The sequence below is a fragment of the Micromonospora sp. NPDC047548 genome, from assembly GCF_040642975.1.
GTDB lineage: Bacteria > Actinomycetota > Actinomycetes > Mycobacteriales > Micromonosporaceae > Micromonospora.
This window is the reverse complement of the sequence record NZ_JBEYTI010000070.1, coordinates 1-17744: the sequence shown is the minus strand read 5'-3', so window position 1 is coordinate 17744 and position 17744 is coordinate 1. Positions and strand designations below refer to the sequence as shown.

Here is a 17744-nt window from a genome sequence, read left to right as displayed (position 1 = left end):
GGCACCATCCGTCGCATCCTCGCGAGCTCGAAGCACGGTCCTGCCCCACGCGGGATCGACACCAATTGGAGGACGTTCCTGCACGCGCAGGCGTCCGGCCTGCTGGCGACCGACTACTTCCACATCGACACCGTCACGCTGCGGCGGTTGTATGTGCTGTTCGTCATGGAGATCACGACCCCACGGGTGCACATCCTCGGCGTCACCGCCCACCCGACCGCCGCCTGGGCTACCCAGCAGGCCCGCAACCTGGTGCTGGACCTCGGTGACCGTATGACACTGTTCCGGTTCCTGATCCCCGACCGCGACGCCAAGTTCACCGCGTCGTTCGACACAGTGTTCGCCGCCGAAGGCATCGACGTGGTGAAGACCCCGCCACGCACCCCCCGGGCGAACGCGTTCGCGGAACGCTTCGTGCGCAATGTCCAGGCCGAGTGCACCGACCGGGTATTGATCTACAACGAACAGCACGCCCGTACGGTGTTACACGACTATGAGGACCACTTCGACCGACACCGGCCCCACCAGAGCCTGGACCAGCATCCACCCGACTACGACCCCGGCGCGGTCGTCCCTATCGACAAGCCGATCCGGCGGCGCCGCGTCCTGGGCGGCGTGATCAACGAGTATCACCGGGCAGCTTGAGCTACTCGCAAATTCGCAGCTCACAAGCCTGAAACAGAATTTTGGCACCGTACAGGGTTTCTCCACGACCCTGCCCGCCGAGGTGGCGGCCACCCTGGTACCGGCGTTCGAGAAGCAGTATCCGGAGTGCCGGATCGTGGCATCGGAGATCCCCACCACCGATCTGTTCTCCTGGCTGGGCAAGCCGTGGCCGGTTGACACGTACGTGACGTGGATGCCGGTGGCCTCCGCACCGGTGCAGCCACCGCTACGCATCGGCCCGGTCATCCACCCGCACCCCTCGCGCCGTGATGCTCTCCACCACCCACCCCCTGGCCACCTGCCCGTCGATCGACATCGAGGACGTGCTGCGCCTGGTCTCCCAGGGCGCCCTCACACACCTGACGCTCACCTCGCTGCTGAGCGCCTACCAGCGGCCCGGCGTGGTGGTCGTTCCGCTGACCGGCCTACCACCGATGCCTATCCGTCCGGTGTGGCCCGACGGGCCCAACGACGGATGGGCCCGCCAGTTCGCCGCATTCGCCGGTGACCACGCCCACTCGGCGGGCTGGCTCAGCTGACCAACCCCTGTGCGTGCCGAGTACCTGATCGCCCTGGTACGAGTCGGCTGGGGATCTGCCACCGGAGCTACATGGGCAGCAGGCCAACTACCCACGACGGACGCCCCCTCGCTGTGGCCACCACCATCGGCGACTCCTGCCGGAGCCCGCCTCCAGTGACCCCCAACCAATTTCGGCGCCCCGTACGTTCAGATGGTATGGGCTCTGACCGGATCGACCAGTGCGCGGACTTCACGGTGTTCGCTGGCGCGTGCCAGTTGCGGATGCTGCGTGCGGCGTACCTGGTCTGCGGGGACCGGCATCTCGCGGAAGACCTGTTGCAGGGTGCCCTGATCAAGGTCGCGCTACGGTGGGGGCAGCTGCGAAACGGCAATCCCGAGGCGTACCTGCGGGTGATCCTATTCCGCGACGCGGTGTCGTGGCGCCGGAGGATGCGGCGCGAGGTCAGCGTCGCCGACCCACCCGACCGACCGGGTATCGGCCACCGGGCTCCCGACCAGGCACCGGACGACGGCAACGAACCGACCCAGCGACGGATCCTCTTCGCGGTCGCGCTGGGCCGGCTGACGGCGAAGCAGCGGGCCATCCTGGTGCTGCGCTATTTCGAGGATCACACAGAGGTGCGGACCGCGGAGATCCTCGGTGTTTCGGTGGGGACGGTCAAGAGCCAGACGGCGGTTGCCTTGCGCCGGCTGCGTGAACTCGCGCCAGAGCTGTCCGAACTGGTTCACCACGACGATCGGGGAGGTTCCCGTTGAGCCGCGAAGCGCTGCGCCGCATGCTCGCCGACATGGCGGACGACATCACCAGCGCACCACCCGTGGATGCGGTGATAGCGCGCTCCATCCGCGTCCGCCGTCGTCGGCGTGAGATCCTGGGCGCCTCGGTGGCGGTGGTCCTCATCTCGACGGCCGGAGTCACCTGGTGGCATCAGGAGGGGCGCGGTTCGGCACCGTTCGGCCTCACCGGTGACGGCGCGCGGCCCACGCCCGTTCCGGCGGACGAAACCTTCGGACCCGATGCGCAAGCGCCGAAACTGGCGCGGTTGGACCGCCTGCCGGCCAGGTTGACCAAGCAGCCGGACACGCGGGGGCAGTGGCCGGACCCACTGGACCCGCCTGCGGGCGCGCCCACCGTCGCCGCCGCACCGCTCAGCCACGCCGTACTGCTCACCACACCGACCACTATCGGCTCCGGTTCGAACGTGGTCATCTACGCGTATGGGGAGAGTGCCGCGAACGGCGGGAGTGGCGACGGTCGCTTCCGTTGGGCCCGGCTACCGGTGGACCTCGGGCTGACCCGCGACGCTTCGGGTAACCGCGCCGTGCCGCTGGACACCAACTCCCTGGGGCCGATGGGTCTGCGGGCGGCGTTCCCACAACCCGACTTCCTAGTGACCGTCGACATCGTGACCGGCACCGTGAAGCGCATCCCCGTCCCGGGGCTCAACGAGTCCGTAAGCTGGCTCGCCGATGGCGTGCATGTCCTGGTGTCCAGTGGTACAGGCACCCGGCTCGTCGATGTCGTAGCCGGATCCGTCGTCTCTGCCGCAGCCGACGGTCGTACCGTCACCCCGCTGGTAGGCAGCGGCAATGGGCTCACCACAGTCACCATGGACGGCGCACCAGGTGGGTCACCGATCATCCGGTCCTATGACGACGGCGGTCTTGTCGAACGTAGCCAGCTCAACATGGGGACGGGCGCGCCCACGCATTACCGGATCGCCGACCTGGCGCCGCGCGGTTGGCGGATGCACGACCGGATCGCGCAGGTGGCCAGCGGGCCGGCGGACGGACCGGCGCGCGGCACGTTCCTCGTCGTCATCAACGTGTCGACAGGAAAGGTCGTCCATCTGCTGGATCTCGGCCCTGGTCGCACCGCCGGGTGCTGCGCCGTGCTCGGCTGGGCGAATGGCGACGACGTTCTCGTCCGCACCGACCGTGAGGGCCTGTTGAAGTGGCACCTGCCGAACGGCAGCGTCACCCTGTTGGCTGACCGACCCGTAGACGGCATCATCTCCATCGCACCCACCGGCTGCGACTGGAGGCTCACAATCAGAGGCGTCACCACGGCGTGCACCACCTGACTGGTCTGCCCCGGGTTGCGCGGATGTGGATTGTTGGGATCTTGTGTCACTCGATGTTGAGGAGAGTGGCATGGGACCGACGGGGCTACCCACCGGAGTTCAAGCGCAAGGTCTTGGACCTGATCGAGTCCGGCCAATCGGTGACCGACGTGGCCAGGGACCTGGGCATCAGCGGCCAGTCGATCTACACCTGGCAGCGGCAAGACCGCATCGATCGTGGTCTGCTGCCAGGGCTGAGCAGTGCGCCCCGAAGTGCTCCTCCAGGGCGGCGATACGGCGACTGGCGACCGACTGGGGGATGCCCGCAGCGGCGGCCCCGGAGGTGAAGCTGCCGTGGCCGCTGACCGCGACGAAGGCCCGGCAGGCGGCGACCACATCCACTCACCGAACCTATACCCGGAGCGCATGGATGAACTGGCGCGGCACCTGCCCAGCATCAGGCCGGAGCCGGCCTGATGCTGGGCACGATGACACAAGGTGATGCAGGGCGTGAGGTGGCGACACCGACGCGTGGCCGTGCGGACCGCTGTCTCAATCTCGCGATGCCGACGCACCAGCTCGTCCACCCCGGGCGGCTCCCATCGAGCAGGAAGCACTCACTGCGAGATTGCGGTCGCCTCCACGTCGACGAGCACGTCGGGCTCGAAGAGGTAGTCCACTCCGATCAGCGACGCCGGCGGAAGGGTGTACCGCTCGGAAACCCGGTTCTGGCCTCTGAGGTGCGGTTTTGTGCGACCCAGCCAGCCGACCGCGAGGCATGGTGGCGGGCATGTTCCTGTCCTTCGGGTACCTGATCCTGTGTCAGATCCTGCGGCTCGTGGTGCAAGGCCTGCGTGGCGAGCGGTCCAAGGATCTCGAGATTCTTGTGCTACGTCATCAGGTCGCGGTGCTGCGCCGGCAGGTCGCACGCCCGGACCTCGAGCCCGTCGACCGGTTGGTGCTGTCACCCCTGTCGCGGCTGCTGCCTCGGTCCCGCTGGTCGACGTTCTTCGTCACCCCAGTCACCCTGCTGCGGTGGCACCGTGAGCTGGTCGCCAGAAAGTGGACCTACCCGAAACGACGACCAGGGCGCCCACCGATACGGGCGGAGATCCGCACCCTGGTGCTGCGCCTGGCCCGGGAGAACCCGACCTGGGGCCACCGCCGGGTGCAGGGCGAACTGCTCCGGCTCGGCTATCGGGTCGCGGCCAGCACGGTGTGGACCATCCTGACCGCCGCCGGTGTTGACCCGGCTCCGCGACGCGGCGGGCCGACCTGGACCCAGTTCCTGACCGCCCAGGCCAAGGGCATCCTGGCCTGCGATGTCCTGCACGTGGACACGATCGGGCTGACCCGCATCTACGTACTGTTCCTAATGGAGGTCGAGACCCGGCGCGTACACGTCCTCGGTGTCACCACGCATCCGACAGGGGAGTGGGTCACCCAGCAGGCCCGGAATCTGCTGCTGGATCTTGGCGACCGAGTCGCCCGGTTCAGGTTCTTGATCCGAGACCGTGACAGCAAGTACATCGCCACGTTCGACGAGGTCTTCATCGCCGAGGGCATCGAGATCCTGCGCACTCCGCCTCGGGCGCCGCGGGCGAACGCGTACGCGCAGCGGTGGGTTCGCACGGTCCGCCGTGAGTGTCTCGACCGGATGCTTATCTACAACAGGCGACACCTACTGGCCGCCCTCGAGGAGTACGTGGCCCACTACAACGACCACCGGCCGCACCAAGCCCGGCACCAACAACCGCCCAACGCCACCGACATGCCGCCACGACCGGTCGTCGACCTGACCGCCGCACGAGTGCGGCGTAGGAAGATCCTCAACGGGCCGATCAACGAATACTCCCAGGTGGCGTAGCTCTGACCGACTTTTCGAGCGGTACAGGTCTCGTCGTTGGCGACCCGGCGGGAGTAGACGAGCCGGCCGTCACCGTCAACGGTGGCCACGTGGTGGTGGGGCTTGCCGATGTCCACGCCGATCCACAGTTTCGCCACCGTCTCGCCTCTCCTTCGTTGGTCGGTTCTCTCGGATAACCCTCGTCTGCGGGTTCGGGTTTGCCGGCACCTTCTAGCGATGCGATCAAGGTCGCGAATCTCCATCAGCGGTCTACCGGATCAACAGACGACGAAGCGGCGGGCGGCATCTCCTACCGTCAGCCATTGGATCTCGGCGAAACACACGCAGCCATACCCACCGCCTCCGGGCATCAGGGTCTACGGCCAGCGGCGCCGCGCCCGTTCAACCAACCCGCCTGGCGAGGCGGGAGTGGGTGGCACCTCGAATGTCAGCCACAGGCACGGCGGAACACACTCCAGCCATCCCCACTCCCGGCCCAGCGGGCACGGCAGCGCCAGCCTGCCGCCGCCGCCGGCAGGCACCTCGGACACGATGTGCGAGACAGGCCCCCACCGAACCCAGCGGTGCAAGGGCCGCAGCGCGAAGGTTCCAGCTTGCCCTGATGGCGGACGAGGGAGCGCGGCCGGAATTGAAGCAGTGGTACGACCGGGTGACCGACGTTGGGCCGGCCGGCAACCACGCCGGCGCACCAGTTTCCGCCAGCCGAGCAATTTGCTTCCCCGCCGAACGGACCGCCCAGATGCACACACGCCGCCGATTCGGAGCGACCCGTCCCGCGTCGGTCCGCTAGGGGAAAACCACCAGGTGGAGTCGGGTGGTTTCCGGCTTCTGACCGCCGCCGGCGTTTGCCTAACGTCGATCTTGTGATCGAACTACGGGAGTTGACCAAAAGCTACGTGGACCGGGTCGCGGTGGACGGGCTGAGCGTCCAGGTCCAGCCGGGGGTAGTGACCGGTTTCCTCGGCCCGAACGGGTCCGGCAAGTCGACGACAATGCGGATGATCCTGGGTCTGGATGCCCGGACCATGGTGAGGCGCTGATCGGCGGCGTCCGGTACGCGGACCTGAGGTGGCCGCTGAGAACCGTCGGCGCGCTCCTCGACGCCGGGGCGTTCCATCCCGGCCGCAGCGGCCACGCGCACCTGAGCGCGCTGGCCGCGAGCAACGACATCTCCCGCTCCCAGGTTGACCAGGTGTTGCGCGTCGTGGGCCTGTCCGACGCGGCGCAGCGGCGCGCTGGTACGTACTCGCTCGGCATGCGCCAGCGGCTCGGCGTCGCGGTGGCGCTGCTAGGCGACCCGGGCGTCCTCCTGCTCGACGAGCCGGTCAACGGGCTGGACCCGGAAGGCATCCGCTGGATCCGCGACCTGCTGCGCGCACTGGCCGCCAAGGGCCGGACGGTGTTCGTGTCCAGCCACCTGATCGCCGAGATGGCGCTGACCGCGGACCGGCTCGTGGTCATCGGCCGGGGTCGACTGCTGGCCGAGACCACCGTCGCCGAGCTCGCGGGCCGCCACGACACCCTGGAGGACGCGTTCTTCCGGCTCACCTCGCAGGTCACCGACTACCGCGGAACGGAAGTGTCATGAATGGATACGGATTCCGGCACGTGGCCCGGATGGAGTGGATCAAGCTGCGCAGCGTCCGGTCGACATGGTGGCTGACGACCGCGACGATGGTCTCGATGGCGGCGGCAGGGGCGGGGGTGGGACTCGGCTACCGGTCACACACGCCGGTTGCCACCGCCGCCCAGATCCTGAACAACAGCCTCGGCGGGGCCGTCCTGGCCCAACTTCTCCTCGGCGCGCTCGGTGTCCTGATGGTGACCGGCGAATACGGCACCGGGCAGATCCGCTCGACGTTCGCCGCCGTACCGCGGCGTCTGACCGTCCTGGCCGCGAAGGCCGTGGTGTGCGGTGGTGCGGCTCTCGCCGTCGGCCTGGTCGGGAGCTTCGCCGGCTATCTGGGCGGGCAGCTCGCGATCCGCGGCACCGCCATCCCGGTCGCTTCCCTCGGGGACCCGGCGATCCTGCGCGCGGTCCTGCTGACCGGCGTCTATCTGGCCGCCACCGCGCTGATCGGGGTCGGCATCGGGACGGTGGTGCGGCACTCGGGCGCCGCGATCGGCACGCTGTTCGGTCTGATGTTCGTCCCGATGATCGTGATCGGACTGTTCGGCGAGAACGGAATCGCGGTCGGACGCTTCGTGCCGCTGCTGATGCTGCTCAACTCGGTCGCGGTGACCTCGCCGATACCCGGGCTGTTCGCCGGGTGGATCAGCGTGCTGCTGATGTGTGGGTACGCGGCGGTGGCGATCCTCTGCGGTGGCGTTCTGCTCCGCTTCCGCGACGCGTGACCGACGACAATGGGCCGATGACCGCGCTACACGCTCCGTTCACCACCGTGGCCTTGCGCCAAGCTGTGTTCTGCGTGATCGGTGTGGTCAGCGCGGTCATGGTCCTGGCCGTACCGGTGATCGTGCCGGCCCTGGGCGTCCTCATCCTCTGGGCGACCGGAGCCATGTCCCGAGAGCCCGCCCCGGCCGTCGCGCCGCTGTTCCTGGTGCTGCTCCCGCTCACCGTCGCGCTCCTGGTCGTGCTGGCCGCCCCGACCGGGCGCGCGATGGGAACCGTGCACCGCCGGCTCGCGTCCCGGCTGCTCGACGTGCACGTGGACGCCCCACCATCCCGGCCCTCGAAGCGGGTCGGTGCGCTGGTCGCCGACGGACCGGGCTGGCGTGCCGTCGGATACGGCCTGCTCAAGGTGCCCCTGGCCATCCCCCAGGTGTACGGGGCGTTCTGTTACGTGTTCGGCCCGGTCAACCTCAGCTACCCGCTGTGGTGGCCGCTGTTCCGCAACCATCCGCCCGGTACCCGCCTCGGGCCGGTGTGGGCACTGACCCCGTTCGGCCCCATCGGTGCGTGGACGTTCGCCGGAACGTTCCTCATCGCCGCGGCCGGTCTCGCCATGCTGCTGGTCGCGCCGTGGCTGATGCGGGCCGGTACGACAGCGGACGTGGCCGCGATGCGGCGGCTGCTCGGCCCGCGCCGGCTCGCCGAACGGGTACGCCAACTACAGGTCAGCCGGGCACAAGCGATCGACGACGCGGCCACGATGATGCGCCGGCTGGAACGGGACCTGCATGACGGCGCGCAGATCCGGCTGGCCACGCTGGCGATGAACCTCGGCATGGCGGCCGAGAAGCTCGGTGTCGACGGCCCGCCACCCGACCTCGCGCAGGCCCGCGAACTGGTCACGCTCGCCCACCGCGGCGCGAAGGACGCCCTCGCCGAACTGCGCGACCTGGTACGCGGGATCCATCCGCCGGTGCTCGACAACGGGCTCGGCGACGCGCTGGCGACGCTCGCCACCAGCAGCGCGGTCCCGGTCACCGTGACCGTCGAGCTGACCGACCGTCCGGCGCCCGCGATCGAGACCATCGCCTACTTCTGCGCCACCGAACTGCTCGCGAACGCGGCCAAGCACAGCCGCGCGACCCGCGTCGGGCTCGGCGTCGTGCGATCCGGCGAGCGCCTGACGCTGACCGTCACCGACGACGGCGCCGGCGGGGCGAACCCGGACGGCCCCGGGCTGACCGGACTGGCCCGCCGCATCGCGGTCGTGGACGGCCGGATGCGCGTGCACAGTCCGACCGGGGGCCCGACCCGGGTCGAGATCGAACTGCCCACACACGCGTGAACGGAGGCGATGGCATGCGGGTGGTAATCGCGGAGGACGCCGCGATGATGCGCGAAGGACTGGTCCGACTGCTCACCGAACGCGGCTTCGACGTGTGCGCGGCGGTGGCCGACGCGGACACGTTGCGGTCGGCGGTCGCCGCCTCCGTGCCGGACGTGGCCGTCGTCGACATCCGGATGCCGCCGACACACACCGACGAGGGGCTGCGCGCCGCGATCGACATACGCCGCGACCACCTCGGCGTCGGCGTGCTGTTGTTCTCCCAGTACGTGGAGACCCGCTACGCGACCCGTCTGCTCGCCGACCGACCCACCGGCGTCGGTTACCTGCTCAAGGACCGCGTCGCCGACGTCGCCGACTTCGTGGACGCGCTGACCCGGGTGGCGTCCGGCGGCACCGCGCTGGACCCGGAGGTGGTCGGCCACCTGATGCGGGCCGGACGGGACACCGCCGGGCTGACGTCGCTGACCCCACGGGAGCGTGAGGTGCTCTCGCTGATGGCCGAGGGCCGGTCCAACGCCGGGATCGCGGCGGCTCTCGTCATCACCCCCGGAGTGGTGGAGAAGCACGTGGCGAACATCTTCGCGAGACTCGGTCTGCCCTCCTCCGACGGCGACAACCGTCGGGTTCTGGCCGTCCTCCGCCATCTCGGCGGCTGACCGCACGTGGCCCGGAATCCAGCGTCACGCGTACTCGCCGGCCGGCAGCCGAAATGGCTGCCAGCCGGCGGGGACAGCCCTCGCGTCAGGGGACGAACGTGACGCCGCGCAGTCGTGGCGACGGACCGTCCAGCACCTGACCCTCCCGGCCGCGTAGCCACCTGTCGAAGAAGGCGGCGACCAGGGTCTCCTCGGTGCGGACGGCTCGGGTCGGCTCGATGCTGCCGATGGTCTCGGTGACGAAGCTGTCGGGGAGGCCGAGCTGCCGGGCGATCTGCGGGAGCAACGGCACCAGGTCCTTGTAGGAGTCCTCGCTCTTCGCGCCGTCGAGCCGCAGGTCGACGTGCCAGCCGCTGCTGTTGTCCCACACCATCCGCCAGGACGGCGTCTGGCGGTGGTCGGTGCCGGGGTCGCCCAGGAACATGAACGGCCGGTCCAGTCCGCGCCGCGCCACCGGCCACAGCTGGATAGGGTCGGGGATGATCGGCGTCTCGATGCTGCCGCCGATGTCGATGGCGACCGTGACGCGGGGATCGTCGCTCATCGCCTGGAAGGCGGTCAGCCCGCCCGCCGAGACGCCGAACATGCCCGTTCGGTGGAGATCCAGGGCACCGGCGACGCCCCTGGGAAGCGGCCTGCCCTCCGCGTCCGGATTCGTGCCCCGGTCGAGAGCCGCCAGCTGGTCGAGCACGAAGCGGGTGTCCGCGACCCGCGTGTCGAACACCCTGGCCCCCAGCCTCTGGAACTCGTCGGGCTGCTGCGCCTGCCCGAACAGCTCCGGCAGCAGGGTGCCGACGACCCGGCCGTCCGGGAACTCCACCTCGGACGCGTCGTAGGTGTGGTCGATGGTCACCACCACGTACCCGCGGCTGGCCAGGTCCTGTACCACCGTGGTTCCCCAGGTCCGCGGGTCACCGGCACCGGGCGAGTACAACACCACCGGATACGGCCGCTTGCGCCGCGCCACCGGCGCGCCCTGGTGGCCACTGCTCCGGGTCGCGGCAAAGTCCACCGATCCCGCTGGTATGCCGTACAGGCTGGCACCGACGCCGGCGGCGCTGCCGAAGTGGGCCGCCGCGCCGGGCGTCATGTGGGGTGCCCGCGGGAAGCGGCCCACGTCGGTGGCCGGGTACCAGAGGCTGATCATCAGCTCGCGGTGGACCGGGGTGGCCGTCCACGGGTCGGTACGAGAGCGGTCGATCAGGTGCAGGTCGACCGTACCCACCGGATAGGGCCCGGTCGGCGCCGGCAGTTTCAGCCGAGCCGGCCCGTCAGCTCGCGGCCGGGCCTGCGGTGCGACGTTGCGGGAGGCGGACGAGGGTGCCGCGGACGCGACCGTCACACAGCCAACAATCAACGAAGCGAACAGGGCTGTGCGGAATCTCCCTACCATGAGCGACTCCTAAACTAAGGAAACCAGGGCCGCGCCTGCGGCTGCCCTTCATCGGCCTCACGCTACGAGCGTCACGTTGTTCGGTAGAAGGCAGCTTCCACCCACATTCGTGTGGGGGATAACCCCCGTAGCCCAGCGACGGGGGCGAGTTGTTGGGCCCGTGGAGGCGGCGACGAGGTGGCGGACAAGCAATTCGTGCTGCCTGTTACCGAATCGCGGTGGTGCTCCGTTGGTGCTCGAATGTCCGGCGCTCGACCAGCACTATCGGATCAGAATCAGCAAGATTCGTCACGCACGTGCGATCGCTTCACGGGTGGACCTGGCGCCACATGCGCTGGGTCGCCCTGACCAGCAGATATTCAGCCGCCAATTTCGGTACGGACCAGCGCCAAGCGAAACGCGCAAAGCTGCTGTTATGCAGCGCAGAGAGCATCTGATGGGTTCGGACTACTGATCAGAAGGCTCGATTCAGGGTTCTATCGCATGGTCAGGGGCAACGAGGCACTGTCCACCGCGGTCCTTCCCTCACGGTTTGGACCATGAGGAACGCCGCCTGGCTGATCTTTTGGCAAGCGACCACAGCAACACCCCGCTGCGACCGGCATACGCAGGCAGAAAACGAAAAGCCGCAGGTCATCAGCCTCCGGATACGGGCGGAGCATCCGGTTAGGAAACCGATGCTCTATCCCCTGAGCTACGAGGGCGCGAGGGCCTAGTCTAGCGACCTGGGCGTTCACCTGGGGTGGCAGGGAGTGGCCCACGTTCACCCACGTCACCCGTAGCCCCGTTCTCCCAGCCCAGGACCACACCCGGAGCACACAAGCCCGGTTTGCGACCGGCCCGTCGGCCACGGTGGCACGCGTTGGCACCGGCTGACCCCGGTTGGCATCCGCTGGAGAGCACACACCGCGCACATCATCCAAGATCATGATTCGCCGCCCGCTCTCCCGGCCCGGGAGCCGCCGGCCGGCAGGAGCGCGCCTCGGCGGCAACACTCCGTGGAAGTCTTGGCTCAGGTCACGACGTGAGCCGCACCCGGCCACTCACTCCGCATCATGCGCGCCGACAACCTGAGACATCGATATCATGGTTCCCGAAGCGTGGCCGCTCGGCGAGCATCTGCAGCGAACCAAGGGCTGGCCGGCGGCTGCGCCGGCACCGCGACCTCGCGGTTGTGCCGGCGCTGACGCCTATCGCGCCGCCCTCGACGCCTGCAACGATTAGCCGATGATGATGCTGCCGACCACCACCAATGACGAAGAACAGCGACGAGCCGCTCCGGCCGCGGTGCTGCCCGTCGGCAGCTTCGAGCAGCACGGCGCGTGTCTGCCCTTGGCGACGACACCATCGTCGCCTGCGCCGTCGCCGAGCGGGTCGCGGCGGCCTACGACCTGTTCCTGCTCCCGCCGGTCACGATCTCCTGCTCCCACGAACACAGCGCCTGGGCTGGCACCTGCGTCTTTCTGGAGCTATTGCGTGGATCTTGTTGGCGACGGCGTCGGCGGCCTGGTGCAGTAGTTCCTTGGTGACGATTGGTAGGTGTCGCGGGTCAGGGTGGTGGTGGAGTGGCCGAGTTGTTCGGAGACGACTTTGATGTCGACTCCGGCGCTGAGCGCGATCGTGGCGAATATGCTGACCCGTCCAGTGAATGCATGGCGGCATCGGCACCCCAACGACTACTCGCGGTCGAACTCGACGCTTCGCTTCGCCACCACGCCACCGTCCTCGCGGCGAAGCCCACAACGTCCATGCCCTCGGCGTCGTCCGCCCTGCTCAGTCCGCCCGTACGACTCCGGTCGTGACTCTGCCGGCACCGCCGGATCAGCGGTGCAGCCGGATCCGGTCCCAGGTGCTCGGCGGCTCCAGTCCTGCGCCGGTGCGGAGCGGGGTGGCAATCGGGGCGCCTGTGCCGGTGATGGCTTTGAGCCGGCCGTGTTCGGCCTCGGCCGGCAGCTCTGCCGGTACGGTCGGGATGTCGAGGTCCAGCCGTACCCGCATGCCGGGCCAGCCCACGACGGTCAGGTCCTGGGCGGCGTTGAGCGTGGTGCCCGCGTCCAACGGTCCTCGGATGGTGGCGACCTGGTCGCCGGCCCGGACGACGGGGTGCACCCCGAGAGCGGCGGTGGCGGTGCGGACCAGCGGTCGGGTGGCCCGGAACACCCGGTCCAGTTGCTCGGGGGTGTGAGCGCCGGGCTGCCCCAGGACGGCGCCGACGATGGTGATCTTCCGGCCGCCCACCTTGGTGACGGCGGCGAAGACCAGGCAGCCGCCGGCCTCGTCGGTGGAGCCGGTCTTGATCCCCACGACTCCGTCCTTGCCGACCAGTGAGTTGTAGTTGTGCACGGTGCCGGCGACCGGCAGGGTGGCCTGCTTCTGCGCCGCGATCTCCGCGAACGCCGGCAGTTTCATCGCCTTGCGGGCCAGGATCACCTGGTCGACGGCGGTGCTCACCGTGCCGGGGTCGTACCCGGCCGGGTCGGTGTAGTGGGTGTCTTTCATGCCGAGCTCGGCGGCGGTGTCGTTCATCTTGGCCACGAAGGCCTCGATGCTGCCGGCGTCCCAGGCGGCAAGGATCCGCGCCAGGTTGTTCGCCGAGGGCAGCATCACCGCCTGCAGCGCCTGTCGTTCGGTGAAGACCGCGCCCGCGACGACCGGCACGAGGGACTCGCCACGCGCCTGCTCCGCCGGGTACGCGGCGGCCTGCTGCTCGCTCACGGTGAGCTTCGGGCCATGCTCGCCCCGGTCGAGGGGATGCTCGGTGAGGATGACGTACGCGGTCATCACCTTGCTCACGCTCGCGATCGGCACCGGCTTGCTACCGCCCGAGGTGCCCAGGGAGCCGATCCTCTCCACCGAGAGGGCGGCCTGCCCGGTCGCCGGCCACGGCACCCTGGGTGCCTTGCCGGGGATGATCGTCGACGCGGGCAGGGTCCGGGTGACCGTCGGCGCGGGCAGCGGGTGGCGCAGCGGCGCGACCGCGAACACGGCGGCAGCGGCCAGGAGCAGGGTCAGCAGGCCGCTGATCAGCAACCAGTGACCGCCGGCCCGATGCCGGGTTGGGCGTTGTGGCGGGACAACGTTGATCACCTGCAACGGGCGTATCCGTCCACCGCAGTCGCCTGGACGGCTTGTCGGTCTCTCATCGTCGGTTACAGGCGAGATGTCCCGCCAGTGGGTGCCGCACTGTTCCCGCATCTCAACGGTGCGGCGCGGGTGCATCACGGTGGAAGCGGCGAGCAGACAGAAGCCGTTTGTTGTGCGCATCAGGTCAGCCTTTCCACCACGTACGCGGCGGCGTCGGCGATGAGCGCCTGCTGGTATTCGGCTCTCTTGGTGGCTTTGCTGGACATGATCGCGATCACGAGTGGTGCGGAGTTCGGCGGCCACACGATGGCGATGTCGTTGAGTGTGCCGTAGTTGCCGGTCCCGGTCTTGTCGGCCACGACCCATCCCCGCGGTACGCCCGCCCGGATCCGTTGAGCTCCGGCACTGGTGGCGTTGCGTTCCAACAGATCCCGGAGAAATGCACCCTTGTCGTTCGGCAGGGCGTCCCCCAGCACGATCTTGTGATAGTCGCCGCCGATAGCCCGGGGCGTCGTCGTGTCCCGGAGGTCTCCGGGAACGGCCTGCCACAACGTCGGCTCCGTCCGGTCGGCGCGGGTGACCGCATCGCCGAGGCGACGTACATACGACGTGAGCTTGGCCGGCCCACCGAGGTCGCGAAGCAGGAGATTGCCGGCGGTGCCGTCGCTGTAACGGATGGCGGCGTCACACACCTGCCGGATGGTCATTCCCGTGTCGACATGCCGTCTCGTGATAGCGGAACTTTTCATGAGGTCGCTTTCGGTGTACCTGACGACGGTGTCCAAATGAGACATTGGTTTGCCGTGCAAGACCGCTGCCGCCGCTAGTGTCTTGAACGTTGAGCAGAACGCGAATCGTTCGTCTGCCCGATGCGCGATGGTGACACCCGTGCCGGCGGCGAGGGCATACACCCCCAGACGTGCGTCGAACTTCCGCTCCAACTCCACCAGCCGATCGTGGTGCGCCGTTTCGGCGATAGCGGGTGGAGCCGAAACGGACGCGGATGGGGGCAGGGTTGCCGTCGTGTCGTTTCTGGCGCAACCGGCTAGCGGTAGAAGCGCTGTGGCGCCGAGAAGAGCGCGGCGGGTGATGGTCGGTGGCGATGCCGCCGAAGGCCCCTTCCCGCGGTGTGCCTGTCGGTCGAGCGCTGAATCAGGCAAGGTGGCTCCTTCATGGCGATGGGTCGAACCGAGCTAATCAGCGATTCGGATCTAGGTCCAAGAGTGATATGTGAGCAACCTATATCGTTGTAATATAAGTGGAGGTTGTGGACCTGCTCGCGCACCTCGAGGCATACGTCGCCGTGGCCGAGGAGGCCAGCTTCTCCAAGGCCGCCGGCCTTCTCTACGTCGCGCAACCGGTACTCAGCCGGCGGATCAAAACCTTGGAGCAACACCTCGGTGGCGAGCTGTTCGACCGTACCCGGCGCCAGATCACCAGCACCGATCTTGGCGTTCAACTGCTTCCACACGCCAAAGAGGTGCTGCGCCGCGTCGACCATCTGCGTCAGGTAGCCAAGGCGGCGCTGGCTTCGGTGGCGCAGACGCTGGGCGTGCCGCCGGATGCCGACCCGGCCTGCCTGGCGCGCGTCATCCGAGCAGGGACCGAACGCGGCCTGTCGATCCGCGTGCAGGAACTGCCCGCCGACGAACGGGCGAGCGGTGTGGCCGATGGCTCGTTGGCGTTCGCCCTGCTGCGGGTGCCGCCGGGGGCGGCACCTCACCACGTGCCGCTCGGCTTGGCCTCCCTCGACCCGATGACCGGCTCGGCACCCCTCCCCAGCCGAGCCAGAAACAGGCCGGTGCACCTGGAGAGCCTGCGACCGCGACGAGGTGCCGGCAGCGGCTCGTCACCGGTGATCCTCGTCACCGCTGAAGACCAGGTCGGATTCGCGGCGGACCGGCTCGACAAGGCGATCGCTCGCGCCGGCGTCCCACCAACGCGCGTGCGCCGCGTCGCGGCTACCGCCACCGCGGTGGCCGAAACCCTCGCCGGCCATGCCGTACTGCTGTGCAGCGAGCCGTTCGCGCGCCGTTACGACCTGTCGTGGTCGCCGTTGGCGGACCCGACGCTGCATCGCGGGTACGAATTGGCGACGTCCAGCCGGCGGGCCGGCAACCGTGAAGGCCCCGCCCTCGACTGGATGGAACCGCTAGTCGCCGACGCGATCGGCGCTGTCCCCGGTTCCGCCGGGGAGTCACCGGCGGCAGACCACGGCTCCAACCAGCTGGACGCTCGTACCTGGTTGGCGGCGCACGGATGAGGCCGCACCCTGCGGCGTACGTCGCCAGCACACCAGATCTCCTCGCGGTCGCCGAGTCGATCGCCGAGCAATGGGAGCAGGTCGGCGCCACCGGTCACCTGCTCGCCCGCAACATTGGCACCGGCGAAGAGCTCGGGTTCGACGTAGACACACCCGTGCCGATGGCGTCGGTCGCCAAGGTCCCGCTGGCTCTGGTAGTGCTCGACCAGATCGCGGGCGGCGAGCTCGACCCGGCGATGCCGGTAACCATCGAACCGGCGACCAAAAGCATCGGACTGACCGGCGTCGCCGCCTTCCGGTACCCAGCGACCCTCGCCGTCGCGGACCTGATCCACCAGATGCTGACCGTCAGCGACAACGCCAGCGCTGACGCCCTGTTCGACCTGGTGGGCGTCGACGTCGTCGACAAGCGCCTCCGCGCGTGGGGATGCGCCGGCATCCGAGTACGCCACCGTATGCAGCGCATGTACGAATGCGCCGCCGACATCGCCGGCAACGACTTCGGGCTCGCCCGAGAACTGGCGATCCGTGACGACGCCACCGGACAGCATTCCATCGAGACACTCAACCCGGCACACGCGAACGTCGGCAGTGCCGCCGCCCTCGTTCGACTGCTGCAGCGGGTATGGCTTGACCAGATCTCGCAACCCGAAGCCACCGCCGAGCTGCGCCGCCTGATGGCGCTCCAGGTCTTCAACCAACGCCTCTCCAGCGACCTACGCACCGACACCGTACGTGTCAGCGGCAAGACCGGCACATTCCTTCATCTACGACATGAGATCGGCGTTGTGACAACAGAATCCGGCGACCGTGTAGCGATCGCCGCCCTCACCCGCTCCCACCATCGAGCGAGCAACGCCCCCGACATCGACCTCGCCATCGGCGCCGCCGCCCGCTCCGCCTTCGAAAGCCTGCGAAGCTGAAAGGATGGTGTTCACCACGTAACAAGCTCGGCCAGTGAGGCGCTGTTCGCTCGTCGGCCGGCCGGAATGCTTCCAGTCGCAGTTCAGCGATGGTGACGTCGACGGCGGCCCCGAAGTGGGTGAGTGTGGTGATGAGCCGGAGTTCCGGGTGGTGACCCAGCCGCGGGACCTGTAGGTGAGTGCCGCAGGCTGCGTCTGATGTGGGCCAGGCTCTCCTCGACGATCTACCCGCCCTGCCCACGGTGTACGCCACGGGCGCAGCTAGCGGCCATGCTCTCCTGGTCGCAGCCACTCACTCCTTTGCCACGTCCTCAACCGAGTTGACTTGCGCAGACGGCTCAGTTGAAGGTCACGGCATCCGGCCGGCGGGCTAACTAAAGCCGGTGGTGCGGTTGGCTGGCTAACGCCGATGTGAGTGGGTCGGCCATGCGACCGGGCAGCGGGCTGCGGTCGACCGCGCAGTCGCACGCGTTAAAGCCGGTGACGTCGGTGGACCCTGCGCGTCGGCGACGTGTTCCTGAAAATCGACGCTGATCAGACCCGCACCGACGTCGAGGTCGAGGCGATGACCATGGCGCCGATCCCCA

The 17744-nt window shown here is 68.7% G+C and carries 13 protein-coding genes and 4 pseudogenes; 13 read left to right on the top strand and 4 right to left on the bottom strand.

What is annotated here, in order from left to right; translation table 11 throughout:
* The 5 genes and pseudogenes from ABZ807_RS31425 to ABZ807_RS31405 all read left to right on the top strand — a co-directional run.
* Nucleotides 1-645 (top strand): integrase core domain-containing protein (locus tag ABZ807_RS31425; protein WP_357166150.1); only part of this gene is annotated, 645 nt, incomplete at its 5' end.
* Between the two features lie 287 nt (nucleotides 646-932).
* Complete coding sequence (locus ABZ807_RS31420; RefSeq protein WP_357166147.1) at nucleotides 933-1205, top strand: hypothetical protein; 273 nt, start codon at nucleotides 933-935, stop codon at nucleotides 1203-1205.
* Nucleotides 1206-1402: 197 nt separating this feature from the next.
* The gene (locus tag ABZ807_RS31415; protein ID WP_357166153.1) at nucleotides 1403-1963 is read left to right on the top strand and encodes a SigE family RNA polymerase sigma factor; all 561 of its coding nucleotides are present in this window, start codon (nucleotides 1403-1405) and stop codon (nucleotides 1961-1963) included.
* Nucleotides 1960-3291, top strand: coding sequence for a hypothetical protein (locus ABZ807_RS31410; protein WP_357166144.1), 1332 nt, complete (start codon nucleotides 1960-1962; stop codon nucleotides 3289-3291). The genes ABZ807_RS31415 and ABZ807_RS31410 overlap by 4 nt, the downstream gene beginning before the upstream one ends.
* Before the next feature lie 23 nt (nucleotides 3292-3314).
* Nucleotides 3315-3497 (top strand): annotated as a pseudogene (locus tag ABZ807_RS31405) (transposase); the annotation flags it as partial.
* Between the two features lie 37 nt (nucleotides 3498-3534).
* On the opposite strand, the pseudogene ABZ807_RS31400 reads toward ABZ807_RS31405, so the two are convergent.
* A pseudogene (locus ABZ807_RS31400) lies at nucleotides 3535-3672 on the bottom strand (LysR family transcriptional regulator); the annotation flags it as partial.
* A gap of 388 nt (nucleotides 3673-4060) precedes the next feature.
* On the opposite strand from ABZ807_RS31400, the gene ABZ807_RS31395 reads away from it, so the two are divergent.
* The 5 genes and pseudogenes from ABZ807_RS31395 to ABZ807_RS31375 all read left to right on the top strand — a co-directional run bounded on the left by ABZ807_RS31395 (nucleotide 4061) and on the right by ABZ807_RS31375 (nucleotide 9494).
* Nucleotides 4061-5137 carry an integrase core domain-containing protein gene (locus ABZ807_RS31395; RefSeq protein ID WP_357166141.1) on the top strand — a complete coding sequence of 359 codons (1077 nt, stop codon included), beginning with the start codon at nucleotides 4061-4063 and terminating at the stop codon, nucleotides 5135-5137.
* Nucleotides 5138-6000: 863 nt separating this feature from the next.
* Nucleotides 6001-6641, top strand: a pseudogene (locus ABZ807_RS31390) (ATP-binding cassette domain-containing protein); the annotation flags it as partial.
* A gap of 80 nt (nucleotides 6642-6721) precedes the next feature.
* A complete protein-coding gene (locus ABZ807_RS31385; RefSeq protein WP_357166139.1) occupies nucleotides 6722-7492 on the top strand; it encodes an ABC transporter permease in 771 nt (256 codons plus the stop codon).
* A gap of 17 nt (nucleotides 7493-7509) precedes the next feature.
* The gene (locus ABZ807_RS31380; protein WP_357166136.1) at nucleotides 7510-8835 is read left to right on the top strand and encodes a sensor domain-containing protein; all 1326 of its coding nucleotides are present in this window, start codon (nucleotides 7510-7512) and stop codon (nucleotides 8833-8835) included.
* A gap of 14 nt (nucleotides 8836-8849) precedes the next feature.
* A complete protein-coding gene (locus tag ABZ807_RS31375; RefSeq protein ID WP_357166134.1) occupies nucleotides 8850-9494 on the top strand; it encodes a response regulator transcription factor in 645 nt (214 codons plus the stop codon).
* Nucleotides 9495-9579: 85 nt separating this feature from the next.
* On the opposite strand, the gene ABZ807_RS31370 is transcribed toward ABZ807_RS31375, so the two are convergent.
* On the bottom strand, nucleotides 9580-10836 hold the full coding sequence (locus ABZ807_RS31370; protein WP_357166131.1) for a hypothetical protein: 1257 nt from the start codon (nucleotides 10834-10836) through the stop codon (nucleotides 9580-9582).
* 1278 nt (nucleotides 10837-12114) lie between these two features.
* Between ABZ807_RS31370 and ABZ807_RS31365 the strand changes: the two are divergent.
* A pseudogene (locus ABZ807_RS31365) lies at nucleotides 12115-12341 on the top strand (creatininase family protein); the annotation flags it as partial.
* Nucleotides 12342-12708: 367 nt separating this feature from the next.
* Here the strand turns inward: ABZ807_RS31365 and ABZ807_RS31360 are convergent.
* Nucleotides 12709-13974, bottom strand: coding sequence for a D-alanyl-D-alanine carboxypeptidase (locus tag ABZ807_RS31360; protein WP_357166128.1), 1266 nt, complete (start codon nucleotides 13972-13974; stop codon nucleotides 12709-12711).
* Nucleotides 13975-14150: 176 nt separating this feature from the next.
* A complete protein-coding gene (gene bla / locus ABZ807_RS31355) occupies nucleotides 14151-14918 on the bottom strand; it encodes a class A beta-lactamase (protein WP_357166126.1) in 768 nt (255 codons plus the stop codon).
* Between the two features lie 311 nt (nucleotides 14919-15229).
* Between bla and ABZ807_RS31350 the strand changes: the two genes are divergently transcribed.
* Both ABZ807_RS31350 and ABZ807_RS31345 read left to right on the top strand, forming a co-directional pair.
* On the top strand, nucleotides 15230-16234 hold the full coding sequence (locus tag ABZ807_RS31350; RefSeq protein ID WP_357166123.1) for a LysR family transcriptional regulator: 1005 nt from the start codon (nucleotides 15230-15232) through the stop codon (nucleotides 16232-16234).
* Nucleotides 16231-17157: a serine hydrolase gene (locus ABZ807_RS31345; protein WP_357166120.1), complete on the top strand. Its 927-nt coding sequence runs from the start codon at nucleotides 16231-16233 to the stop codon at nucleotides 17155-17157. The genes ABZ807_RS31350 and ABZ807_RS31345 overlap by 4 nt, the downstream gene beginning before the upstream one ends.
* The last annotated feature ends 587 nt before the right edge of the window (nucleotides 17158-17744 follow it).

Bases quoted from the DNA above. Each gene is read 5' to 3' on its own strand.
- ABZ807_RS31415 (WP_357166153.1), top strand. From the start codon at position 1,403: ATGGGCTCTGACCGGATCGACCAGTGCGCGGACTTCACGGTGTTCGCT.
- ABZ807_RS31395 (WP_357166141.1), top strand. From the start codon at position 4,061: ATGTTCCTGTCCTTCGGGTACCTGATCCTGTGTCAGATCCTGCGGCTC.
- ABZ807_RS31385 (WP_357166139.1), top strand. From the start codon at position 6,722: ATGAATGGATACGGATTCCGGCACGTGGCCCGGATGGAGTGGATCAAG.
- ABZ807_RS31380 (WP_357166136.1), top strand. From the start codon at position 7,510: ATGACCGCGCTACACGCTCCGTTCACCACCGTGGCCTTGCGCCAAGCT.
- ABZ807_RS31375 (WP_357166134.1), top strand. From the start codon at position 8,850: ATGCGGGTGGTAATCGCGGAGGACGCCGCGATGATGCGCGAAGGACTG.
- ABZ807_RS31345 (WP_357166120.1), top strand. From the start codon at position 16,231: ATGAGGCCGCACCCTGCGGCGTACGTCGCCAGCACACCAGATCTCCTC.